Annotated in this window: 17 protein-coding genes and 1 tRNA gene; 3 read left to right on the top strand and 15 right to left on the bottom strand. The window is 35.9% G+C overall.

All coding sequences use genetic code 11. The annotated features are described in order from the left end of the window. Positions 1-1,179, top strand: a complete 1,179-nt coding sequence (locus RM520_RS05175) for an ABC transporter permease (RefSeq protein ID WP_311387217.1) — start codon at positions 1-3, stop codon at positions 1,177-1,179. A 26-nt stretch (positions 1,180-1,205) separates the two neighbouring features. Here RM520_RS05175 and RM520_RS05170 read toward each other — a convergent pair whose 3' ends face one another. Together RM520_RS05170 and ruvB are read right to left on the bottom strand one after the other, a co-directional pair. Beyond that, positions 1,206-2,549, bottom strand: a complete 1,344-nt coding sequence (locus RM520_RS05170; RefSeq protein WP_311387216.1) for a cytochrome P450 — start codon at positions 2,547-2,549, stop codon at positions 1,206-1,208. Continuing rightward, positions 2,550-3,572, bottom strand: coding sequence for a Holliday junction branch migration DNA helicase RuvB (gene ruvB, locus RM520_RS05165; RefSeq protein WP_311387215.1), 1,023 nt, complete (start codon positions 3,570-3,572; stop codon positions 2,550-2,552). An 86-nt stretch (positions 3,573-3,658) separates the two neighbouring features. Here ruvB and RM520_RS05160 point away from each other — a divergent pair, with 86 nt between their 5' ends. Next, positions 3,659-5,920: an acyl-CoA dehydrogenase family protein gene (locus RM520_RS05160; RefSeq protein WP_311387214.1), complete on the top strand. Its 2,262-nt coding sequence runs from the start codon at positions 3,659-3,661 to the stop codon at positions 5,918-5,920. Positions 5,921-5,951: 31 nt separating this feature from the next. Here RM520_RS05160 and RM520_RS05155 read toward each other — a convergent pair whose 3' ends face one another. The 9 genes from RM520_RS05155 to RM520_RS05115 all read right to left on the bottom strand — a co-directional run bounded on the left by RM520_RS05155 (position 5,952) and on the right by RM520_RS05115 (position 18,608). Then, on the bottom strand, positions 5,952-6,851 hold the full coding sequence (locus tag RM520_RS05155) for a GIN domain-containing protein (protein WP_311387213.1): 900 nt from the start codon (positions 6,849-6,851) through the stop codon (positions 5,952-5,954). Positions 6,852-6,930: 79 nt separating this feature from the next. Beyond that, positions 6,931-8,760: a cytochrome c oxidase subunit I gene (locus tag RM520_RS05150; RefSeq protein WP_311384631.1), complete on the bottom strand. Its 1,830-nt coding sequence runs from the start codon at positions 8,758-8,760 to the stop codon at positions 6,931-6,933. A 42-nt stretch (positions 8,761-8,802) separates the two neighbouring features. Continuing rightward, the gene (locus RM520_RS05145) at positions 8,803-9,867 is read right to left on the bottom strand and encodes a cytochrome c oxidase subunit II (protein WP_311387212.1); all 1,065 of its coding nucleotides are present in this window, start codon (positions 9,865-9,867) and stop codon (positions 8,803-8,805) included. A 26-nt stretch (positions 9,868-9,893) separates the two neighbouring features. Continuing rightward, positions 9,894-11,249, bottom strand: coding sequence for a quinol:cytochrome C oxidoreductase (locus RM520_RS05140; RefSeq protein WP_311387211.1), 1,356 nt, complete (start codon positions 11,247-11,249; stop codon positions 9,894-9,896). 13 nt (positions 11,250-11,262) lie between these two features. Further along, positions 11,263-11,832: a c-type cytochrome gene (locus RM520_RS05135; RefSeq protein WP_311387210.1), complete on the bottom strand. Its 570-nt coding sequence runs from the start codon at positions 11,830-11,832 to the stop codon at positions 11,263-11,265. A 1-nt stretch (position 11,833) separates the two neighbouring features. After that, positions 11,834-12,361 carry a DUF3341 domain-containing protein gene (locus RM520_RS05130; RefSeq protein WP_311384627.1) on the bottom strand — a complete coding sequence of 176 codons (528 nt, stop codon included), beginning with the start codon at positions 12,359-12,361 and terminating at the stop codon, positions 11,834-11,836. A gap of 2 nt (positions 12,362-12,363) precedes the next feature. Then, positions 12,364-14,076 carry a helix-hairpin-helix domain-containing protein gene (locus RM520_RS05125; protein WP_311387393.1) on the bottom strand — a complete coding sequence of 571 codons (1,713 nt, stop codon included), beginning with the start codon at positions 14,074-14,076 and terminating at the stop codon, positions 12,364-12,366. A 30-nt stretch (positions 14,077-14,106) separates the two neighbouring features. Beyond that, positions 14,107-17,226, bottom strand: coding sequence for a TAT-variant-translocated molybdopterin oxidoreductase (locus RM520_RS05120; protein ID WP_311387209.1), 3,120 nt, complete (start codon positions 17,224-17,226; stop codon positions 14,107-14,109). Positions 17,227-17,255: 29 nt separating this feature from the next. Continuing rightward, the gene (locus RM520_RS05115; RefSeq protein WP_311387208.1) at positions 17,256-18,608 is read right to left on the bottom strand and encodes a cytochrome c3 family protein; all 1,353 of its coding nucleotides are present in this window, start codon (positions 18,606-18,608) and stop codon (positions 17,256-17,258) included. 324 nt (positions 18,609-18,932) lie between these two features. Here RM520_RS05115 and RM520_RS05110 point away from each other — a divergent pair, with 324 nt between their 5' ends. Next, positions 18,933-19,307: an SPOR domain-containing protein gene (locus RM520_RS05110; protein ID WP_311384624.1), complete on the top strand. Its 375-nt coding sequence runs from the start codon at positions 18,933-18,935 to the stop codon at positions 19,305-19,307. 70 nt (positions 19,308-19,377) lie between these two features. On the opposite strand, the gene infB is transcribed toward RM520_RS05110, so the two are convergent. The 4 genes from infB to RM520_RS05090 all read right to left on the bottom strand — a co-directional run bounded on the left by infB (position 19,378) and on the right by RM520_RS05090 (position 24,214). Continuing rightward, positions 19,378-22,134, bottom strand: a complete 2,757-nt coding sequence (gene infB, locus RM520_RS05105) for a translation initiation factor IF-2 (RefSeq protein ID WP_311387207.1) — start codon at positions 22,132-22,134, stop codon at positions 19,378-19,380. Between the two features lie 43 nt (positions 22,135-22,177). Further along, positions 22,178-23,410, bottom strand: a complete 1,233-nt coding sequence (gene nusA / locus RM520_RS05100) for a transcription termination factor NusA (protein ID WP_311384622.1) — start codon at positions 23,408-23,410, stop codon at positions 22,178-22,180. 12 nt (positions 23,411-23,422) lie between these two features. Continuing rightward, complete coding sequence (gene rimP / locus RM520_RS05095; protein WP_311384621.1) at positions 23,423-23,884, bottom strand: ribosome assembly cofactor RimP; 462 nt, start codon at positions 23,882-23,884, stop codon at positions 23,423-23,425. A 258-nt stretch (positions 23,885-24,142) separates the two neighbouring features. Continuing rightward, positions 24,143-24,214 (bottom strand) — tRNA-Gln (locus RM520_RS05090). Positions 24,215-24,332 lie beyond the last annotated feature (118 nt).

Below are 24,332 nucleotides of genomic sequence, written 5' to 3'. Positions count from 1 at the left end.
ATGAGAGATTTATTTATAATCGTAAAAAAAGAGCTAACCGAGCTTCTAAGAGATAAAAAAACAATTATCAATTCAATTGTTCTTCCTACCCTATTAATTCCAATTTTAATGTTTGGAGGGATTAAGGTGAGTCAAATGATTCAAGAAAGCAACCAACAGAAAAAAGTTAAGATTGGTCTTGTTAATGCCCCTGCAGATTTTGTAAAATTGGTTGAGAAAGACACTTTAAATCAAATAACAAACTATACAAAAACCGAAGTTTTTAAAACATTGATAGATGACGGAACTATTGGCTCAGCCTTAGTCTTTCCTGAAAATTGGCAAACTCAAATGGATAGTTTATCAACTGCTAATGTGCAAGTTTTTAGAAATGGCACAAAAGACAATATTAATGGACGAGTATCTAAATTAATTGAAAATTATAGCGCAAAGTTGAAAGAACAACGTATTGCTATCTTGCAAATACCAACTGAGAAAATGGTTCCTCTAGTTCAGAACTTCGTCGAAGTCGGTGAACAAAAGGAACTCATTGGTAAAAGAATTGGAGGTTTTATACCTTACATTTTTATTTTAACTATGTGGGGGGGCTGTCTATTAGCAGCAATTGATTTGGTAACTGGAGAAAAGGAAAGAAAAACAATAGAAACAACACTTTCTTTACCAATTTCAAAATTCTCGGTTCTAATGGGCAAGGCCATAGTGGCGTCTCTTTTAGGGTTTATCCCAGCCTTATTGAACTTAACAGGATTGATAATTGGCTTAAATTTTATTGATGATATTCCAGACACTTTCAAAGTGGCGCTAACCGAGATGTTGAATCCTCAATCTATCATTATGATTTTGTTGCTACTAATTCCTTTTTCACTTTTTCTAGCTGGATTAATCATTTCACTGGTAGCTGGAGCTTCAACATTTAAAGAAGCACAAAGTAAGGCTTCACCAATAATTATTCTAATCATAATTCCTTTAGTAATGGCCTTAATGCCTGGAATAGAATTTACTTGGGCAACAGTTTTTATACCTGTACTTAATATTGGATTAGGTGTGAAAGAAATAATGGCTGGAACCATAAATATTGGTATGTATGCAGCAATGTTGCTATCATTATTAGCCTTTGCTGTTACTGCTATCTATTTTAGCTATAGAAAATTCTCTGATGAAAATGCAATTTTGAGCTAGGGAATTCAAATAATTTAAGTTAAGGCCTAAGCAGAAATGCTTGGGCTTTTTCTTTTTTTAAATCGAAGTTTTACTTCTTTTGGCTTTAATGTAATCATCGGATTAATTTCAACCGATTCCATTTCAGTGGAAATGTGATATTTTTTAATAAGCGTGGCAACCACCATAATCATTTCATAGGTCGCGAATGCATTACCAATACACATTCTAGGCCCAGCACCAAAAGGGTAGTAGTAATCACTATGCTTTTTATCCTCAAAATCTTTAAAACGTGAACCCGAATAACTTGCTGGTTTATTCCAGAAATTTTTATAACGATGCAGTTCATATAAAGACAGTAATACCAATGAATTCTTTTTAAATTGAAACCCTGCAATTTCAACTTCTTCCACGGCTACACGATCTATAAAATAAGCTGGTGGATATAATCTCATCGCCTCATTAATTGATGATTGCGTTAATGAAAGTCGTTGTAAATCTTCCATTTTTATAGTTTCGCTATCTACTTTTGAAACTTCATCAAAAAGCTGGTTTTGTAAGTTCTTATCCTTTGCTACAAAATATAAAGTAAACGATAATGCATTGGCAGTAGTTTCATAACCAGCGGTAAACAAAATAAACAACTCATCAATCAACTGGTTTCGAGGCATTTTACTTCCATCTTCATAAGTTGCCTCTAAAAGCATATCCAATAAATCTGTACTCTTCTGTTGACTTGCAATTCGCTGTTCTATGAGTTCATTTAAAATCTCTCTTGCCATTTCTGACTTATTTAAAGCAGCCCCAATTTTTCCAGAAAATTTAAACCACCATTTTAGATAAGGTTGCCGCATTTCTTTAATAAGCATCAGTTGATTTTCTTCTGCGATAGCCTTAAGTTTTGCCATAGGCTCATCAATATCAAGCGCATTGAAAAGTGATTTTGCAACTACCTTAAAAGCTACATCGCCCATTAATCCAAAAATATCTTGTTCTTGATTTGGTTCGACCACATCTAACTCATCTTCGATAGCTTGATGCATTATCCCTAAAAGAGACTTTAGATTTTTTAAATGAAACTTTGGTTGAATCATTCTGCGATGCGTTCGCCAATGTTCACCCTCTGATGTCAACAATCCATGACCAATATATTTGGCTAAGTCCTTGGTTTGAAGTTTAGATTTTGAAAATGATTTTTGTTTTTTTTGAAGTACCTGCTTTACAACTTCAGGGTTTCTAGAAAAAATTAATTTTCCGTCTCCTAGTGTAGTAATCTCAAAAGTATCTCCTAGTTTTTCAAAATTTTTATGATGAAATGGAAGTGGGTTTTTTAAAATTTGAGCACTATTTCTTAAAACCTTAAAAACAGAAACCTGTGGTAAATTTTTCATTTAAAATAATCCCCCTTGTATATCACCTTTTATTCTACCCAAATGTTTGTAAGCTAATTCAGTAACTTCGCGCCCTCTAGGTGTTCGCATAATAAAACCTTGTTGTATTAAAAATGGCTCATACACTTCTTCAATTGTTTCTGCACTTTCAGATACCGCCGTTGCAAGAGTAGTAATACCAACAGGTCCACCTTTAAACTTATCGATAATGGTAGTTAATATTTTATTATCCATTTCATCTAAACCATGAGCGTCTACATTCAGTGCTTTTAGACTGAACTTTGAAATCTCCATATCAATATTTCCATTCCCCTTTATTTGAGCAAAATCACGAACTCGTCTTAATAAAGCATTACAAATTCGAGGTGTACCTCGGCTACGACCAGCAATCTCAATGGCAGCCTCATTAGTAATAGGCACTTTTAAAATATCGGCGCTACGCTCAACTATTGTTGAAAGCAATTCTGTACCATAATATTGTAACCGACTCTGTATTCCGAATCTAGCGCGCATAGGTGCGGTTAATAAACCTGACCTAGTAGTTGCTCCAATTAATGTAAATGGACTAAGATTAATCTGAACTGTTCTAGCATTAGGGCCAGTCTCAATCATAATATCAATCTTGTAGTCTTCCATAGCAGAGTAAAGATATTCCTCCACTATAGGGCTAAGTCGATGTATTTCATCAATAAACAAGACGTCTCTTTCTTCAAGATTTGTCAAAAGACCTGCTAGGTCCCCAGGTTTATCCAAGACAGGGCCAGATGTAATTTTAATACCAACACCTAACTCATTTGCTAATATATGCGCAAGAGTTGTCTTTCCTAATCCGGGAGGGCCATGAAATAATGTATGATCTAAAGCCTCATCCCTTTGATTAGCAGCTTGTACAAAAACCTTAAGATTTTCTAATACTTGTTCTTGCCCGGTAAAATCATCAAAGCTGATAGGCCGTAAAGCCCTTTCAATATCCATCTCTTCCTGAGAGAAATTACTGTTTGTGGGATCAAGATTATCATTCATACCTAACAAAGATAAAGTAATTCCGCTATAAGATTTTCAAATAAAGGAGTTTGAAAAATTCATTGAATTTATTGTAAATTCAACGCATGGATATATCAAACTACAGTAATTCCATTTTACCTTACATCCCATTTTTTTACGTGATTTGGTCTGATGATTTACTATCTACATCGGAAATAGATGTAGTAAAAACTGCTATTGAAGAAGACAACTCCTTATCCAATTCTGATAAGCAACAGCTAAAAAGTTGGTTAAAAAAAGATAGCCCACCTAAAAATGAGCTTGTCAAAAGTTGGCAACAACTCATTACAAACAGCAATGCCAAATTAATTGAAAGTGAAGTTTATCCTTTAGAATCATTTTCGCAAAAAGTTGCTAGTTTTTATTGCAAAAACTGCACTGCAAATGAAAGCTTACAAAATATTGAGCTTCACCTAGGTATTCAACCAAATCATTATAATCATCTTTTTAATGTAGAGGTAGTTCATCAAGCTTATTCGGACCGTTTTTCTGGTAGCGATATAGATGCTATAGTCAATGCACCATTTTTACAAGAAATTAATACGTTTAAAGAATTTCTTAAAAATCCAGTTTTTAAATGGGATGTTGTTCGCGATAAAAGCAAAGCCAGAAAAATAGTTTTAAAACAGGTGCAAACATTAGCTGCGGGAGGATGGGGAGCTTTGGCTTACCCAAAGGCATACGGTGGTACAAATAATATTGAAAGCTACGCATCAATTTTTGAACAACTCATGTTTGTAGATGGTAGTCTAGCTATAAAGTTTGGAGTGCAATTCGGCTTATTTGGCGGTAGCATTCAAAATTTGGGTAGAAAGTATCATCATGACAATTATTTAAAAGAAACTGGCGAAACTAAATTACTTGGTTGTTTTGCAATGACAGAGACTGGTCATGGGAGTAATGTTCGAGGTATAAAAACCACTGCAACATATGTTCATGAAACTCAAAGTCTAATTATTCATACACCCGGAAAAAATGACAACAAGGAATACATAGGGAATGCTTTAGATTCTAAAATGGCTTCAGTTTTTGCCCAACTCATAGTTGGTGGCAAAAACAAGGGCGTTCACGCAATTTTGGTCCCTTTAAGAAATGAAAAACACGAACTTTTACCAGGTATTAGAATTGAAGATAATGGTTATAAATTAGGCCTAAATGGAGTTGATAATGGAAAAATTTGGTTCAATCAGGTCATGGTGCCGGTTGTAAACCTTTTAGATAAATATGGCCAAATTGATGACCAAGGTCATTACCAATCTAAAATCAAAAACCCTAACAAACGTTTTTTTACTATGTTAGGGACTTTGGTTGGAGGTCGAATATGCGTTGCAAAAGGAGCTTTGGCAGGAGCCAAAATGTCTTTAACAATTGCTATAAAACATGCTCTTCAACGTCGACAATTTAATGACTCAATTAAAGTTCAAGAAGATTTACTGATGGATTATCCATCACATCAACTACGATTAATCCCAAAAGTTGCCTCAAGCTATGTCTATCATACTGTTTTACAAAGAGCCATGCATGAATATGCGAATAGTACGGAAGATAAACGCAGAATTGAAACACAAGTAGCTGGGCTTAAAGCCATCATAACTTGGTTCGCCACAGAAACTATCCAAGAGTGCCGTGAAGCCTGTGGTGGCAAAGGTTATTTATTAGAAAATAGAATAGCTGATTTAAAAAACGACACTGATATTTTTACAACTTTTGAAGGTGACAATACGGTTTTATTACAACTTGCTGCTAAAGGAGTTCTCTCTGATTTCAAATCAGAATTGAACGCTGGTGGATTTGTTAGTGTTTTAAAATTGATAGGAGGTCGGTTTACTGATAAACTGGCAACCATAAATCCGGCATATTCAAATAAAGTTGATAAAGCTCATTTATATAACCCGAAATTTCATTTGCACGCTCTTGATTTCAGACTAAGAAGATTAACAGATTCTGCTGCCATGCGTATACGTGGTTATATTAAAAAAGGGATTCCTAGCTATCAAGCATTCTTAAAAACCCAAACACATCTTTTAGCTCTTGGCAAAGCCTATAGCGAGGTATTAGCTATGAAATGGTTTTATGAATTTACTTCAAAACTCGATGATGGACTATATAAAGATTTACTTTATCAAATTGGAGCACTTCATGGTTTATCAGTAATAAGAAAGGATGCAACTTGGTTTTTAGAACATGGGTATTTAAGCGGCACAAAATCAAAGGCGATCCGACAAAGAGTTGAACGTTTAAGTACAGAGTTGAGACCTCATATAAATACTTTGGTCGATGGTTTTGGAATACCCCAACATTCAATGACCGCTCCAATAGCTAATTAAAAAGTAAGGTTAACTTTATAATACCGGAGTTCTAATTTTTCTTTTTAATCAGTTGAGAGGTATCTAAAAATTCAAGAATACTGATTCTTGGATCCCCATATAGATAGGTTTTTGAAGTACCTCTTGATTGTAGCTCTAGGTCACGTGTAGCAAATACACGTGCAACCGAAGATTCCTCAAGAACAATATTTGCGCCTCCTGATTGCATTTTTTCGCCTTTGAACCTAGCATTATTAATGGCCTTTAATTGCAAAGTATCTGTAGAACCATCTATTGAAAGGGCAGCGTTATTCAATAATTCAACATGTTTTGCTCCAGTTACCGCGTAAATTTTTGCATCGGATCTATGTTTCATTTTAATATCTAAAGAATCCACATCAAGACTAAAATCAGAATTACTATTATCTTCTAAATTCAGATATGCAACAAACGCATCGGCTTTAAGCTTTAACTTGGAAGGTCCAAAAACGTTAATATATAATTCGTCAGCTTTAATGATATCTTCACATTCTATTTTTCCATCACGCTGAGTTATAGCTTTTAATTCCTTGTAATTAACAATGATTTCAAGCTTTTTCTTGGCTGTTACATCATAGAAAGAAGATATTACTAAAGTGCTATCAACGACTTGAAATTTTAAAATATCGATAAGATTATCATCAGCAATAATTTCATAGCCTTCACCGAAAGACTTTTTTAATTCAATATCGAGATTATCATTTAGTTCAATCGCATTAAAAGGAGGTAATTCTTCCCTTACTTCTATCACTGATCTATTGCCTTTTATTTTTGGTTTGCGCTGAGCCATGCTCATTATCGGTAAACTAGCTATTAGTATTAAAACATATTTCTTCATTATTACAGGCTTTAAATGATACATTGGATTAGACACCATTTCATCAAAAAAGTCATCCAATAGTATCTGTATCATGAAATTTCCATGCCAAATTAATCAAATAAAAAAGCCATCCTTAAAAAGGATGGCTTTTTTATTTAGCTGTATCACCAAATTAATGGTGCATTTCTTCTTCGTTTTCTTGTAATGGAATATGCTGTGGAACATAATCTTGTCCCTCAATTATATACTCACCATTTTCATACGTCTTACTATAATCATATGCCCAACGATGTACTTCAGGAATAGGTCCATCCCAATTTCCATGTATGTGTTTCATTTCAGCAGTCCATTCTAGTGTATTTGACTTCCATGGGTTTTGAGGACCTCTCTTACCATAAAAAATACTACTGATAAAATTATATACAAATATCAATTGTGCCGCACCTGCAATAAGAGCAAATACAGTCATTAATATTTGAACGTTCGTTAATTCATCAAACATTGGAAAAGCCGTATTCTCGTAATATCTTCTTGGAACACCTGCCATACCTACAAAATGCATTGGAAAGAAAACGCCGTAAGCACAAATTGCAGTTACCCAAAAATGAATGTAGCCTAAATTCTTATTCATCATGCGCCCTTGGAACATTTTAGGGAACCAATGGTATACTCCAGCAAATAAACCGTATAACGCAGAGATACCCATTACTAAGTGGAAGTGGGCCACTACAAAATACGTGTCATGAACATTAATATCAAGGGTACTATCCCCCAAAATTATTCCAGTTAAACCTCCAGTAATAAAAGTTGAAACCAGACCAATTGAAAAGAGCATTGCTGGATTAAGCTGTAAATTACCCTTCCATAATGTTGTTATATAATTGAACGCTTTCACTGCAGACGGAATAGCTATCAACAAGGTTGTAAATGTAAATACAGAACCCAAGAACGGATTCATACCTGAAATAAACATATGGTGACCCCAAACAATCGTTGATAAAAATGCAATTGCTAGTATTGAAGCAACCATTGCACGATAACCAAAAATTGGCTTTCTGGCATTTGTCGACATTACCTCAGACGTAATACCCAATGCTGGTAATAATACGATATAAACTTCTGGGTGCCCTAAAAACCAAAATAAGTGTTCATACAAAACTGGGGATCCACCCTGATAGTGCAAAACTTCGCCCTGAATAAAAATATCAGAAAGGAAGAATGAAGTACCAAAGCTTCTGTCCATAATCAATAATAATGCCGCTGATAGCAGCACAGGGAAAGAAATTACACCAATAACTGCGGTTACAAAAAATGCCCAAATAGTTAAAGGTAATCTCGTCATTGACATACCTTTTGTTCTAAGATTAAGAACAGTCACAATATAATTTAATGACCCCAATAATGATGATGCTATAAATATCGCCATGGAAACTAGCCATAAAGTCATCCCCATACCAGAACCTGGTTGGGCCATCGGGAGTGCACTTAAAGGCGGATAAATCGTCCAACCAGCAGCAGCTGGTCCGGCTTCAACAAATAATGAAATAACCATTATAACCGTTGACACAAAGAACATCCAAAAAGAAAGCATGTTCAAAAAGCCCGATGCCATATCTCTAGCACCTATTTGTAATGGAATTAATAAGTTACTAAAGGTACCACTCAGTCCAGCGGTTAATACAAAGAACACCATGATTGTTCCGTGCATTGTAATCAATGCTAAATACACATCAGCATCCATTACCCCATCAGGGGCCCACTTACCAAGGAAAGCTTGGAAAACAGAAAATGATTCTCCAGGCCACGCCAATTGCATTCTAAAAAGCAATGACATTGCAATACCTATGAAGCCCATAACCAATACACCAGTAATGAGATATTGCTTAGCAATCATCTTATGATCTTGACTAAATATGTATTTAGTTACAAAAGTTTCTTTATGATGATGTCCATGATCATCGTGTCCATGACCATCTCCGTGTTCGTGTGCAATCGCTGACATAATCCGTAATTTTTATTTTTATTTCTTTTTCTAGCCTAATTTTTATTCCATTGAAGCCATTAATGCTCCAAAGGTACCCTGCTCTGCCATCCACTTGTTATATTCCTCTTCCGTCTCTACAATAATCTTCATTTGCATGTTGTAGTGAGATTTTCCACAAATCTTATTACAAAGTAGTACATAATCAAACTCCCAAGGATCTTTGTTTGGAACACCTTGTGCAGCCTGTTCCGCTCTAATCGCATTGGTACGTTTTACCTTATCAACGACATCAGGGTTTAATCTCATTTCTTCGGTTGTTATCATTGGGGTAAATGAAAATTCAGTAATCATACCAGGAACACAATTCATTTGTGCTCTAAAATGCGGCATATAAGCTGAATGTAATACATCTTGAGAACGCATGTAAAAATTAACTTTACGCCCTACTGGTAAATGTAATTCTTTTACAATAACATCATCCGTTGCGTTAGGGTCCGATTCATCAAGACCTAATACGTTTGCTCGATCAATATCAATTAATCTAACACTTGCATCTCCTAGAACATTATCTTCACCTCCATATCTCGCCTGCCAATTAAACTGTTGCGCGTATAACTCAACAATTAATGGATCATCTTCATCGTTAACGTCCATAATATTGGTCCATGAATATAAACCCCAAATAATTAAACCAGCTAATACAATCACAGGTATGATAGTCCAAATAAACTCTAACCTATCATTGTCAGCATAGAAAAGTGCTTTTTTTCCTTCTTCACCTCGGTATTTATATCCAAAATAATGCAGTAATGCCTGAGTTATTGTTTGCACAAAAAAGATAATGGCAAACGAAATCCACATGAGTGTATCATATTCGCCACCATGAGCTGAAGCAGCTTCAGGTAATAACACTTTGGAATATTTGGCAAAACTAAATATGGTGATACCATAAATGAAAATTAGAAAACCAAAGAGCAAATACCCATTGGTTCTATTATCAGCATCATTAGCAATTTGAGAATTCGCTGAATCTGCTTTAAGTTGTGAAAGTTCAAATATTTTGGTCATTTGCCAAACTGCAATTGCCACTAAAACTAGAACTGTGAAAATTAATAATGTTGTCATTCTTTAACTACTTTCTCTTATCACTATTAGTAATGGAAATGCTTACTCTCCTCTATAAACGGATTACGTTTCGGAGTTAATTCCTCTTTAGTCAATGCTGTGAAGACCCAAAAGATAAAGAGTCCCGCAAAAAACAAAATACCACCTATCTCAGGTACTCCTAAATACCACTGATTACCGACAGTTGCTGGCATTACCATGTTAAATACATCCATGTAATGACCAAACAATATAACCAAGCCCGCCATTACAACAAACCAATTGACTCTTTTATAATCACTATTCATTAAAACCAATAAAGGGAATAAAAAGTTCAATGCTAACATACCAAAGAATGGAAGTTTATAATCCTCAATACGTGTAACGAAATAAGTTACTTCTTCAGGAATATTAGCATACCAAATCAACATGAACTGACTAAACCATAAATAAGTCCAGAAAATACTAATACCAAACATGAATTTAGCTAAATCATGAATGTGACTATCATTTACCTCTGGTAATAAACCTTTTGATTTTAAGTATATTGTAACCAAAGCAATTACGGTAATACCCGAAACAAACATACTAGCAAATACATACCAACCAAATAATGTACTAAACCAATGAGGGTCTAAACTCATTATCCAATCCCAAGACATCATAGATTCTGAAATCAGATAAAAAACTAAAAACCCAGCAGACCATCTGAAATTCTTTTTAAAATTAGAATTGTCATCAGATTTGTCTTGAGCTAATGACAACTTTCTTGAATACTGACGGTAAAAAATCCATCCACCTAAGAAAATTGCCGCTCTTATTAAGAAAAATGTTGGGTCTAAATAGCCTTGCTTTCCTTGTAATAATTTATCATGAGCCACTACATCAGCATCCATCCATGTGAACAAATGATTAAAGTGTAAGGTAGATAACACCAAAATAACAAAGACAATAATACCACCAGGTACTATGTATGATGTTATCCCTTCCATAACTCTAAAGAGCAAAGGAGACCATCCAGCTTGAGCAGCTCTTTGAATTGCATAAAAAGCAAGAACCCCGAGAGATATCATAAAGAAAAAGAATGCTGCCACATAAAGTGCAGACCAAGGTCTGTTTTGAAGTTGATGTAACAAATGCTCATCATGACTTGACGAATGACCACTTTCAGCAGTTTCGTTATGGTCATTGGCATGACTTTCAGCTACTGTTGCATGTTCTTCACCATGAGCCGCATCAACAGCATGGTCACCTCCGTGATCATCACCATGTGAAGCTGCCACTATTGCCTTGGCCTCCTCGACAGTGCTCGGAGCACTCCAGAAACCAGATGCAAGAAAGATGAATCCGACAGCCATCAAGATGTAAGATGTTATTTTAAGTCTATTTGAAAACGTGTACATACTTAATGTCTTCTTATTTTGTTAGGTCTGCTTTTAATTTCATAACGTACTCCGCAACTTGCCAAAGCTCTTCTTCACTGCTCATTTGAGAAGCATATGAACCCATGGAGTTTAATCCGTAATACATAGTATGATAGGTACTACCTACTGATATATTTCTAGCGCCGTCGTCATAGCTTGGAACGCCAAGAATTTTTTCTCGTTTAACCAAAGTACCTTGTCCTTTGCCTTTTGGTCCGTGACAAATTGCACAATACACATCATACAATTCTTTACCTTTTGCAAGGTTTACTTCCATGCTTAAAGAATCTAAAGGGCTCGGTTGTATACGCGCCATTTCTTTACCTTCAGGGCTATTGTCATATTCATAAGGCATCCATTCTCTTGAAATAGAACCTTCGGCTGGCAACATAGCTTCTGTTCCTTGAGGAAACAAGCCATTATCAACACCTTGATAGGTTTCATACCCAACTGGTTCGTACATGTTCGGCATATATTGGTAATTAGGTTCGTTTTTGTTAGAACAAGAGGCTACTCCTATTAACAAAACAAGACCAAGAACTATTTTCGCGAATTGCTTCATGCTATTCATCCTTTTCTGTAACTTTTACTTCGATTGCACCTGTATCAATCAACAAACTCTTTAATTCTTCCTCATTATCATGAATGCCAATTTCCATTAAAAACATATCATCCGTAGTTCTTTTATCTGGATTTTCAGCATTCTTAAATGGCCACATTCTACTTCTTAAATAAAATGTTATTACCATTAAGTGAGCAGCAAAAAATACAGTTAACTCAAACATAATAGGAACAAATGCAGGCATGTTCTCTAAATAACTAAAGCTTGGCTTACCACCAATATCTTGTGGCCAATCTTCAATCATGATAAAATTCATCATTACAATGGCCACCGTTAAGCCTAAACAGCCGTACATAAAAGATGTAATTGCTATTCTCGTATCCTCAAGACCCATTGCCTTATCAAGACCGTGCACCGGGAAAGGCGTATACACCTCTTCGATATGGTGATGCTCAGAACGAACTTTTTTGACAGCATTCATCAATATGTCATCGTCGTTGTAAACCGCATGTATAACTTTTGATGCCATAATTAGTTTTTCTTGTTTAATTTTTTCGCTTGACCAGCCCAATCATCACGCTGTGCTCTACCTGGAAATTTTTCCGTAATAGAATCTAATAAATCATATTCTTGAGCAGTCATTTTACTTACTTGAGCAAAAGTGAAAATTCCAATTTGATTTAAAACTTGCTCCATTTGAGGTCCGACTCCTTTTATTTGTTGTAATTCATCAGCAGTGTCAGTATCCGCATTAAAAGAACCAAGCTTTTCCATTAAAGCTGAAACCTTTTCATCTTTGTTACCACTTTTTTGAGCAGTTGCTGCTTTTACAGCACCTTTAGGCATTTCATATAAGGGTTTGCCAGCATCTCTTAACTTCTTGTACTTAGAACCTGATGCTTTGAGTATAGACTTTACTTCTGCTTGAGCAATCACTGGAAAAGTTCTGGAGTATAGTAAAAAGAGTACAAAGAAAAACCCAATTGTACCAATGAAAATACCGATATCAACAAAAGTTGGTGAGAACATTGTCCATGATGATGGTAAGTAATCTCTATGTAAAGAGGTAACTATAATTACAAAACGTTCAAACCACATTCCTATGTTCACTACAATTGAAATAAAGAATGAGAACATGATACTTGTACGTAATTTTTTTGACCACATAAACTGTGGAGAGAACACATTACAAGTCATCATCGACCAGTATGCCCACCAATAGGGTCCAGTTGCTCTATTTAAAAATGCATATTGCTCATATTCCACACCGGAGTACCAAGCCACAAAGAGTTCCGTTATATAAGCACAACCAACTATAGAGCCTGTAATCATAATTACAATGTTCATTAACTCAATATGCTGAACAGTGATATAATCTTCAAGACTACATACTTTTCTCATTATAATCAACAGCGTATTTACCATTGCAAATCCTGAGAAAATCGCTCCAGCAACAAAGTATGGTGGAAAAATAGTGGTATGCCATCCTGGTATTACCGAGGTAGCAAAGTCAAAAGATACAATCGTATGAACTGAAAGTACTAATGGTGTAGCCAGACCAGCTAATACTAGTGAAACCTCTTCAAATCGTTGCCAGTCTTTAGCACGACCTGTCCAACCGAAACTTAGTAAACTATATATTTTTTTCTGAAATGGCTTTACAGCTCTATCTCGAATCATTGCAAAATCAGGTAATAAACCTGTCCACCAGAACACTAATGAAACTGATAAGTAAGTTGAAATTGCAAATACATCCCAAAGAAGAGGAGAATTGAAGTTTACCCAAAGCGAACCAAATTGATTAGGAATTGGCAAAACCCAATAAGCTAACCAAGGTCTACCCATGTGAATTATTGGGAAAAGACCAGCCTGAATTACAGAAAAAATGGTCATTGCCTCAGCAGAACGGTTAATTGCCATTCTCCATTTTTGACGGAATAATAAAAGTACCGCAGAAATCAAAGTACCCGCGTGACCAATACCTACCCACCAAACAAAATTGGTGATATCCCAAGCCCAGTTAACTGTTTTATTCAATCCCCAAACTCCGATACCAGTTGAGACCGTATAAATAATACAACCTAGACCCCAAAGAAATGCAATTAATGCTATGGAAAAAACAATCCACCAATGTTTATTGGCTTTTCCTTCTACTGGGCGGGCAATATCCACAGAAACATCGTGGTAGCCTTTGTCTCCAAGTACTAGGGGTTTTCGTATAGGTGCTTCGTAATGCGCCATAATCTATATTCTAGTTTCTTGCTTATTAGTTGGTTATGCTTCGTTGTTGTTTCTCACCTTTACATGATAGAACACATTTGGCTTTGTGCCAACATGCTCTAATAAGTGATACATTCTATCATCTTCTTTTAACTCAGCTACTTTACTTTCTTCATCATTGATATCTCCAAAAATTATTGCTCCATTGCTACAAGCAGATGAACAAGCTGTTTGGAATTCACCATCTGTAATAGGACGGCCATCTCGCTTAGCATCTAAAATGGTCTTTTGTGTCATTTGAATACACATTGAACATTTTTCCATTACACCTCTTGAACGAACATTAACATCTGGGTTTAATACCATTCTACCCAAATCATTGTTCATATTATAGTCAAACTCGTCGTTACCATTATATAAGAACCAGTTGAACCTTCTTACCTTATAAGGACAGTTGTTCGCACAATATCTTGTACCTACACAACGGTTATAAGCCATATGGTTTTGACCTTGACGGCTATGCGCTGTAGCTGCCACTGGACAAACTGTTTCACACGGAGCGTGATTACAGTGCTGACACATTACAGGTTGAAATGCAACTTGTGGGTTAGCCGAAGGACTCTCCATTTCACCAAAACCACCTAGAGATCCATTATCACCCCAAAGGCCATCCATGTTCTCTTTTTTCTCATTATCACTTTCAAAAGTTTCTTCAGAAGAATAATATCTATCAATTCTCAACCAGTGCATGTCACGTGACTTACGAACCTCTTCTTTACCTACAACAGGAACGTTGTTCTCTGAATGACAAGCAATAACACAAGCACCACAACCGGTACATGCATTCAAATCAATTGACATATTAAAATGATGACCAATTGAACGGTCAAATTCTTGCCATAAATCAACTTCCGGCGCTGTAACGGGAACTTCTTGATGATTTAAAGAAACCTCAGGAATAGGATTCCATTCATGATGATTTTTAGTATTAAAAATCTCAAGAGTGGTTTCTTTAATAATATCTCCACGTCCCATTAAAGTATTATGCAATTGCACACAAGCAAATTCATGCATACCACCAGCTTTCGAAACAGAAACTGATTGAACGTTATTGAAATTTTTATATAATTGAAATGCATTAACACCTGTTTGCATTTCTTCTTTCATTCCAGCTTTTTTACCATATCCAAAAGACAAACCTAGTGTTCCTTTTGCTTGACCAGGCTGAATGATTACTGGAACATTATTTAGCGAAATTCCATCAACAGTCAAATTCGCGTAACTTCCATCAAGACCTCCATTAGCAACATTTTCATTTACCAACTCAAGTTCTTGCGCGTCTTCTTTAGAGACGGTAACATAGTTATCCCATGAAACTCGAGTAATTGGATCAGGGAATTCTTGCAACCAAGGATTACTTGCCTGCTGACCATCGCCCATACCTACTTTGGAGTATAACGTTAACTCCATTCCAGTAGTTGTCGAATTCGATAAAGAACGTAAAGCCGACGCCAATGGCACCGTATTTTGTTCTTCGTCTTCTTCATTTTCTGTTTCAACATCGCTAGTTTCATCATTTTCAACCATTGCTGGTGCTGCAAAAACACCATCTTGCAATGCTTTACCCCAGCTACTACCGTTTAAAACAGATGCAGACCAATTCTCTTTTACGAATTCGTAATAGCTTTGATCACTTCCCATCCATGATAGTAAACAGGATTGAAATTGTCTTGTATCAAACAACTCACGTATGGTTGGTTGCATCAAACTAAAATGACCTTTTTTCAACTCAAGATCATTCCATGATTCTAAATAGTGAGAAGATGCAGCAACATATTTTGATGCTTCTGCTGTTTCATCATTATTGAAGGAACAATTTACAGTAAGACCTACCTTAGCTAAACCTTCTACAAATTCAGTTGAATTAGGTAAGGTATAAACTGGGTTAACACCATCAATCAACACAGCACCTACTTTACCAGCATTCATATCAGCAACTAACTTAGCTACCTTTGAAGCATTTCCTTGTCTAATATATTTTGGTTTTTCAGCATCAAAAGCTTCGCTCTGCAGCAAAGTATTGATTGCCAAAACAACCGCCTGAGCGTTTTGGTCATTTAGACCACATACAACAACAGCTTTACTTCCAGCCTTTCTAATTTCTTTAGCAACACCATCAACATAAGCGTCAACTTCTGAACTACCTCCACCAACAGCACTGCCATTTAGTTTACCATACAATTTTGCCAAAGCCACTTTTAACTGAGATGGCTTCATTGGCACTCTTGTATCGGCATTAGCTCCAGTTAATGACATATTAGCCTCAAACTGAATATGCCTAGCCATTTTACCATGCACGGGCACTCTTCCTTTAGCATAACCAGAATCGTAACCACCACCTTGCCAATCGGCAAGAAAATCTGCTGCAAACGATACTATTAAATCTGATTTTTCAAAATCGTAATCAGCCAAAGCTCTTTCACCATAGGCTGCTTCAAAGGCGTTCAATGCAGCATCTTCAGAAATAGCATCGTAAACCACATGATTTACATTTGCGTATGTTTCAGAAAATGCTTCAATTAATTTTTTTGTAGATGGACTAGCATATGTCTGGGTTAATAAAGCAATTTGCTTACCCGAATTACTAGCTGCTTTTAATCCACCCTTAACTCTATTATCAAAATCCTCCCAAGAAATAGGATTACCTTCAAAAGTTGGACCCTGAAGTCTCGTGCTATCATATAATGACAAAACAGATGCGTTAACTCTAGCATTAGCACCACCATTTACTTTTGCTCGATCATTGTTCTCAATCTTGATAGGTCGTCCTTCACGGGTTTTTACTAAAATACTAGCAAAATCAAAACCATCTGCAATAGTCGTTGCATAGTAATTGGCAACACCAGGAACAATACTTTCTGGCTGTATTACGTAAGGAATAGACTTTTTGACCGGACCTTCACAGGCTGCCAAAGATGCAGCTGCAGTACTAAAGCCCACATACTTTAAGAAATCTCTTCTATTAGTAGAAGAAGCTGACAAATTTTCTTTATCGCCCAAGAACTCATCTACAGGAATAGACTCTGTAAATTCATTCTGCCTTAGCGTCTCAACAATGGAATCGTTCGGATTTAACTCCGCTTCACTTTTCCAATATTTTTTGTTTGATGCCATACTTTTAATGTGAAATATCTTCTTTTTTATTAATAGTGGCATTTACCACATTCCAATCCACCCATTTGAGCCGCAGTCAACTTATCAACACCATACTTCTTTGAAAGCTCATTATGAATTTTTTCATAATAACCATTATCTGAAACCTGAACCTCAGTTTCTCTGTGACAGTTAATACACCAACCCATGGTTAACGGTGAGTACTGATACATAATCTCCATTTCTTCCACCGGTCCATGACAGGTCTGACATTCAATTTTACCTACTTCAACATGTTGTGAGTGATTGAAATATGCGAAATCAGGTAAATTGTGAATTCTAACCCATTCAACAGGTTGTGACTCTCCTGTGTATTTTTGATTTTCTTCATCCCAACCTACAGCCTTATAAAGTTTCTTGATTTCTTTTGTGTAAAACTCATTGGTATACCCATTAGCTAAATCATCAGCAGTTGGCCCTTCAGGATTACCCTTGTAATCGTAAATAGATTTGTGACAATTCATACAAACATTTAAAGAAGGAATACCTGAATGTTTTGAAACTCTTGCAGATGAGTGACAATACTTACACTCTATTTTATTGTCACCAGCATGTATTTTATGAGAATAGTGAATAGGTTGCACTGGTGCATATCCTTGGTCAATACCTATTTGAGACATCCAGCTGTAAGCGAAGTATGCACTACTCAATAAAAGAACAACTACAGAGCATAAAACCAAAAATTGATTTTGAATAAAGGCTTTCCAAATTGGAGTTCTTTTTTCAGCATTTGCCTTTACAACTTCAACACCATTGGCCTCGGCTATTCTTCTTAATGTATTATTAACCAAGAAAAGCATTACAACAAGTAAACCAAAAACTAAAGCAAGGGCCCCTAAAATAATTTCGTTAGAGATTCCACCAGAGGAACTTCCCGAAGACACTTCGCCGACAGGAATAGCGGCTGTCACCGGAGCTGGCGCTGGTGCTGCCGTGTAGGCTAAAATATTATCAATATCAGCATTAGAAAGTGTTGGAAACGCTGTCATTGCCGCTTGGTTGTACTCAGCGTAAATTTTATTAGCATAAGCATCACCAGATTTAATCATGCCAGGGCTATTCTTAATCCAAGCATACAACCATTCTTTTTCTAAACCTTCATCATCATAAAGACGTTGTTCTACATTTGCCAATGCAGGACCAGTCATTTTTCTATTCAAAGCATGACAGGCAGCACAGTTTTGATTAAATAACTGTTTTCCCGCAACTGGGTCACCACCTAAATCAGCAGCAGGCTCAGCTTCGTCTTGCGCAATAACAGATGTTGATAAAAACGTTAGGAGTAATAGTAAACTAAGACCAAATACTTTTGAAAATTGAACGCGGCTAAAAACCTTTTTCATTTGTTACTTGTTATTTCTTAAAGCGGTCAAATGTAATTTGCCAAACGAATTAATGATTATCCAAATCTTAAATTTCTGGCGCATTAACATGGTAACGCATTTGCTATCAGAATTTTGGCACGATATTTTCTGTTTTGGACTACATGAGCCGCTTATATCATGCTGGAAATTGAGGACAAAAATACGACACAGCAGGCTTTTTTAAAATGTTAAGGGATTGATAATATCTAATTTATAACAATTCTAAATAATACATTTTAGTTTTGTTTAATACTTAAAAAATTACTTTTGCATAGTTCACACAAACACAGTACATTGACACTTATGAGAACCCCTGTATTCATTATCGCAGCCTTGTTTTGTTTTCAAATAGCAGGAGCGCAAGAGGGCACTATAAACATTCAACAAGACCCTAAAATTGATCAACTAGTAAAGGTTTATAAAACCGTCAATTCTAAAGTTGATTACTATCAAATTCAAGTAGGTTTTAAAACCAATGACCAGTCAGCTCAACGACTTTTAGATCAAGTTCAAATTGATTTCCCAACCTGGTATTCTACCATAAAATTTCAAGAACCAACTTATAGAGTGCGCTTAGGCAAATTCAGAGATAAATTAGAGGCTGAAAGAAAGTTTATCGAGGTAAGAAAAAAATATCCAAATGCAATGTTACTTAAACCAGAGAATAGCGCAAAATAATTTACAAATTGTTACCAAAAACAAAGAAACCCGCAATAGCGGGTTTCTTTGTTTTTAAAATATAATTATTTTATAGCTTCTTTTTTACTGCTACTTCTTGGAATGCCTCTACAACATCATCAATTTTAATATCATTGTAGTTCTTAACCTGAAGTCCACAATCATAACCTTTTGAAACTTCTTTTACATCATCTTTGAAACGTTTTAAAGATGATAACTCACCAGTGAATATGACTACACCATCACGAATTAATCGAATGTTAGAGTTTCTAAAGATTTTACCATTCTGAACCATACAACCCGCAATGGTTCCAATTTTAGAAATCTTAAAGGTTTCACGTATTTCAGCAGTACCTGTAATTTCTTCTTTCATTTCAGGTGAAAGCATACCTTCCATGGCATCCTTCAAATCATTGATAGCATCATAAATGATAGAATACATTCTGATATCAATTTCTTCTTTATCAGCAATATCACGGGCATTACCCATTGGTCTTACATTAAAACCAATAATAATTGCATCAGAAGCACTTGCTAACAACACATCAGATTCTGTAATGGCGCCAACGCCTTTATGAATAATGTTTACCTGAATCTCATCAGTAGATAGCTTTTGGAAAGAATCTGTTAAAGCCTCAACGGAACCATCAACATCACCTTTAAGTATAATATTTAATTCTTGGAAATCACCTAGAGCAATACGTCTTCCGATTTCATCAAGTGTGATATGTCTTTGCGTTCTAACAGATTGCTCACGTTGTAATTGAGAACGTTTTGCTGCAATCTGCTTAGCTTCTCTCTCATCATCAAGAACATTAAACTTATCACCAGCTTGTGGAGCTCCATCCAATCCAAGAATTGATATTGGCGTAGCTGGACCAGCCTTTTTAATATTTTTACCCCGTTCATCTTGCATGGCCTTAATTTTGCCACTGCAGGTACCCGCTAAAACATAGTCTCCAATTTTAAGCGTACCGGCTTGCACTAATATCGTACTAACATACCCTCGACCTTTATCAAGAAAAGCTTCGACTACCGTTCCGTTTGCCAGTTTATCAGGATTTGCTTTTAACTCTAACAGTTCTGCTTCAAGCAAAACTTTTTCTAATAGGTCTTTTACACCATCACCTGTTTTAGCCGATATATCATGAGATTGTATTTTACCACCCCAATCTTCAACCAACAAATTCATTTGTGCAAGACCTTCTTTAATCTTATCAGGATTTGCAGTAGGTCTATCTATTTTATTAATTGCAAAAACAATTGGCACACCTGCTGCTTGAGCATGGCTTATTGCCTCTTTAGTTTGCGGCATAATATCATCATCCGCAGCAATTACAATAATAGCAATATCAGTTACTTGCGCCCCTCTAGCCCTCATCGCTGTAAAAGCTTCGTGACCAGGAGTATCTAAAAATGTCATTTTTTGACCACTTTCAAGTGTCACTCCATAGGCACCAATATGCTGTGTAATTCCACCGCTTTCTCCGGCTATTACGTTCTCTTCTCGAATATAATCTAACAATGAAGTTTTACCGTGATCAACATGACCCATTACTGTTACAATAGGTGCTCTAGCTTTTAAATCTTCAGGACTATCCTCATCTATCTCAATTGATTCTTCAATTTCAGCTGTTACAAACTCAACTTCATAACCAAATTCTTCTGCAACAATAGTTAAGGTTTCGGCATCTAAACGTTGGTTCATCGTTACCATCATACCTAAAGACATACAAGCTGAAATAATATCAGTTGTTGAAACACTCATCATCGTAGCCATCTCATTAGCCGTAACAAATTCTGTTACTTTTAATAATTTGCTTTCAAGCTCTTGTTGTTCAAGATCTTTCTCTGTTTGTTGACGGTGTTGATCTCTTTTATCTCTTCGATATTTAGCACCTTTACCCTTGTTACTCTTACCTTGAAGTTTTTCAAGAGTTTCTCGTACTTGTTTTTGTACCTCTTCTTCGGTAGGCTCTACCTTAGGTGCATTTGATCTTGGGTTACCACCTCGCCTATTACCTGCAGCCGGACCAGTACCTCTTGGTCTATTTCCACCTCCTGGTTTAGGACCACTAACAATTCTTCTTCTTCGCTTTTTACGATCTGCAGAAGCATCAGCTTTTTTAGGTTCCTCCTTCTTCTTTTTAGGCTTATTGAATTTGGTTAAATCAATTTTATCACCTGTAATTTTTGGACCAGAAAGCTTTTGATATTTAGTCTCAATAGCACCTGGTTCAGCGGTAGTTTCTTCGGCACTCTCAACTTTAGGTTTCACCTCTTCTGCCTTAGCCTCTTCTTTTTTAGCCTCTTCTTTTTCTACGGGAGCTTCTTCTTTAGCTACCACCTCTTTGACGGGCTCAACCTTGGGCTCTTCTATTTTCTGAACCTCTACTTTAACCTCTTCTACTGGTTTTTGAACTTCTTCTTTTACTTCTTCAACTTTAGCAACAGGCTTCTTCTTATCTAAATCAATCTTACCTACCGTTTTTGGTCCGGTAAGTTCAACCTTGCCCTTAATAACTTCTGAAGCGGCTTGTCTTCGTTCACGAGCCAATCTACGCTCTTCTTGTTCACGCTCCAATTGAAGTCTAAGTTCTTCCTTCTCCTTTAGCTTTTCTTCAGCAACTTCTTTAGAGGCAACTTTCTTGCTTTTATCTGTCTGAAATTCATCCAACAGCACTTGATATACCTCATCAGTGATTTTAGTTGTAGGCCTCGCCTCAATATCGTGCCCTTGAGACACAAGGTGGTCTACAGCTCTATCAAGAGAGATATTCAATTCTCTTAGAACTTTATTTAATCTTATTGTTGGGTTTCCTGCCATAAAAACTTTGCTATCCCTTTAATTTTATGTGCTAATATATAGTTTAATCTTCAAATTCTTCTTTGAGGATACGAACCACTTCTTTAACAGTTTCTTCTTCTAAATCTGTACGTTTTATTAAATCAGCAACATCTTGTTCTAAAACACTACGAGCTGTATCTAAACCAATCTTTTTAAACTCTTCGATGATCCAAGCATCAATTTCATCTGAGAACTCAGTTAATTCTACATCTTCCTCAACTCCTTCACGGAATACATCAATCTCATAACCAGTTAATTGACCTGCCAATCTAATATTATGACCTCCACGACCAATAGCTTTAGACACCTCTTCAGGTTTTAAATAAACCTGTGCCGTCATTTTTTCATCATTCAATTTAACTGAAGATACACGAGCCGGACTTAAAGCTCTCGTCACCATCAATTGTGGATTACCTGTCCAATTGATAACATCAATATTTTCGTTACCCAATTCACGAACAATACCATGAATACGAGACCCTTTCATACCTACACAAGCGCCAACTGGATCTATACGGTCATCGTAAGAATCAACAGCAACTTTAGCTTTTTCACCTGGAATACGAACAGCTTTTTTAATGGTAATTAAACCATCAAAAACCTCAGGAATTTCTTGAAAGAACAACTGCTCTAAAAACTTAGGTGCCGTTCTTGACATTATAATTGAAGGTTTATTTCCTTTTAAGTCAACACTTTCAATAATACCACGGACGTTATCTCCTTTTCTAAAGAAATCAGATGGAATCTGCTTCTCTTTAGGCATAATGATTTCATTACCTTCATCATCTAACAAAATAATTGCTTTGTGACGAATGTGATGCACCTCTGCAGTGTAAATCTCACCTTCTAAGTCTTTAAATTGCTTGTATATGGTGGTATTATCATGTTCATGGATTTTTGAAATCAAATTTTGACGTAATGCCAAAATTGCGCGTCTTCCTAAATCCATTAGCTTCACTTCTTCCGAAACATCTTCACCAACTTCAAAATCAGGTTCAATTTTTCTAGCTTCTGTTAAAGAAATTTCTTCATTTGGCTCTTCTACTTCTCCATCTTCAACAACGATTCTGTTTCTCCAAATTTCTAAATCACCCTTATCAGGGTTAATAATGATATCGAAATTCTCGTCAGAACCGAATTTTTTCTTCAACGCATTTCTAAATACGTCTTCTAAAATCGCCATTAAGGTTACTCTGTCTATAAACTTATCATCCTTAAATTCCGAAAAGGATTCAATAAGCGCCATGTTTTCCATTGTGGTCTACATTTAAAATTTTAATACAACTTTTGCCTCTTTTATATCAGAAAATGCAATGTTCTGTTTTTTCCGAACCGTATGCTTTCCTTTACCTATTGGTTTTGGTTCTCTCGTTTTCCATTCAAGCGTAATCTCTTCATCTCCTGCAGCCGTAAGATTTCCTTCAAGCTTTTCAGTTTCAGTTTTTACCTCCAGCGTTCTTCCAATATTCTTTGAATACTGTCTTGGTAAAGTCAAAGGTGATGTCGCACCTGCAGAAGTTACCTCTAAAGAAAAATCTTCTTCCTCTCGATCTAAATTATGTTCAATCGCTCGACTAACCTCCATACAATCTTTTAAGTTAATTCCATCGTCACCATCTAAAATAACTCTGATTTTATTACCAGAATCAACCATGAAATCAATCAAAAAAAGATCTTTTCGTTTGTCTAACGCTTCATTTAAAAGATCGGTTACTTTTTGCTTAAACATAAATCTAAGTAATAAAAGAGGGGACTAAAAGTCCCCTCATGAATACCAAATATCCGTTCAGTGGTGCAAATATACGATAATTCTCTTGTTTGCAAAATTCATGGTTAAACAAAATAATTACTGTTCAAAGTCATTAATAGCATCTTGTTTTTCAACACCTATCATGCTTGCTTTTTACTTTTAAATAAAACAAACTTTCAAAAACATACTCAAAAAAAATCCGACACCTTGTATGGTATCGGATTTAACTTAAACTTGTTGGCCCACAAGGACTCGAACCTTGAATGACGGTACCAAAAACCGGAGTGTTGCCAATTACACCATGGGCCAGTGCCAACTACAATCAAACTACTGTTTGATATTAAGAGGGTGCAAATTTAAAACAAACTTTTGTTTCAGCAAACAAATTTAATGACAATTAAGAGAAAAACGTACGCTTAATTCGTGT

Origin of the sequence: Croceitalea vernalis, assembly GCF_031846405.1 — a bacterium.
GTDB lineage: Bacteria > Bacteroidota > Bacteroidia > Flavobacteriales > Flavobacteriaceae > Croceitalea > Croceitalea vernalis.
Note: the sequence above shows the minus strand (reverse complement) of the source record. Positions and strands in the feature narration are given on the sequence as shown.

What these genes read in the sequence shown, in the direction of transcription:
- RM520_RS05175 (WP_311387217.1), top strand. Translation starts at nt 1, where the DNA reads ATGAGAGATTTATTTATAATCGTAAAAAAAGAGCTAACCGAGCTTCTA.
- RM520_RS05170 (WP_311387216.1), bottom strand. Translation starts at nt 2,549, where the DNA reads ATGAAAAATTTACCACAGGTTTCTGTTTTTAAGGTTTTAAGAAATAGT.
- ruvB (WP_311387215.1), bottom strand. Translation starts at nt 3,572, where the DNA reads ATGAATGATAATCTTGATCCCACAAACAGTAATTTCTCTCAGGAAGAG.
- RM520_RS05160 (WP_311387214.1), top strand. Translation starts at nt 3,659, where the DNA reads ATGGATATATCAAACTACAGTAATTCCATTTTACCTTACATCCCATTT.
- RM520_RS05155 (WP_311387213.1), bottom strand. Translation starts at nt 6,851, where the DNA reads ATGATACAGATACTATTGGATGACTTTTTTGATGAAATGGTGTCTAAT.
- RM520_RS05150 (WP_311384631.1), bottom strand. Translation starts at nt 8,760, where the DNA reads ATGTCAGCGATTGCACACGAACACGGAGATGGTCATGGACACGATGAT.
- RM520_RS05145 (WP_311387212.1), bottom strand. Translation starts at nt 9,867, where the DNA reads ATGACAACATTATTAATTTTCACAGTTCTAGTTTTAGTGGCAATTGCA.
- RM520_RS05140 (WP_311387211.1), bottom strand. Translation starts at nt 11,249, where the DNA reads ATGTACACGTTTTCAAATAGACTTAAAATAACATCTTACATCTTGATG.
- RM520_RS05135 (WP_311387210.1), bottom strand. Translation starts at nt 11,832, where the DNA reads ATGAAGCAATTCGCGAAAATAGTTCTTGGTCTTGTTTTGTTAATAGGA.
- RM520_RS05130 (WP_311384627.1), bottom strand. Translation starts at nt 12,361, where the DNA reads ATGGCATCAAAAGTTATACATGCGGTTTACAACGACGATGACATATTG.
- RM520_RS05120 (WP_311387209.1), bottom strand. Translation starts at nt 17,226, where the DNA reads ATGGCATCAAACAAAAAATATTGGAAAAGTGAAGCGGAGTTAAATCCG.
- RM520_RS05115 (WP_311387208.1), bottom strand. Translation starts at nt 18,608, where the DNA reads ATGAAAAAGGTTTTTAGCCGCGTTCAATTTTCAAAAGTATTTGGTCTT.
- RM520_RS05110 (WP_311384624.1), top strand. Translation starts at nt 18,933, where the DNA reads ATGAGAACCCCTGTATTCATTATCGCAGCCTTGTTTTGTTTTCAAATA.
- infB (WP_311387207.1), bottom strand. Translation starts at nt 22,134, where the DNA reads ATGGCAGGAAACCCAACAATAAGATTAAATAAAGTTCTAAGAGAATTG.
- nusA (WP_311384622.1), bottom strand. Translation starts at nt 23,410, where the DNA reads ATGGAAAACATGGCGCTTATTGAATCCTTTTCGGAATTTAAGGATGAT.
- rimP (WP_311384621.1), bottom strand. Translation starts at nt 23,884, where the DNA reads ATGTTTAAGCAAAAAGTAACCGATCTTTTAAATGAAGCGTTAGACAAA.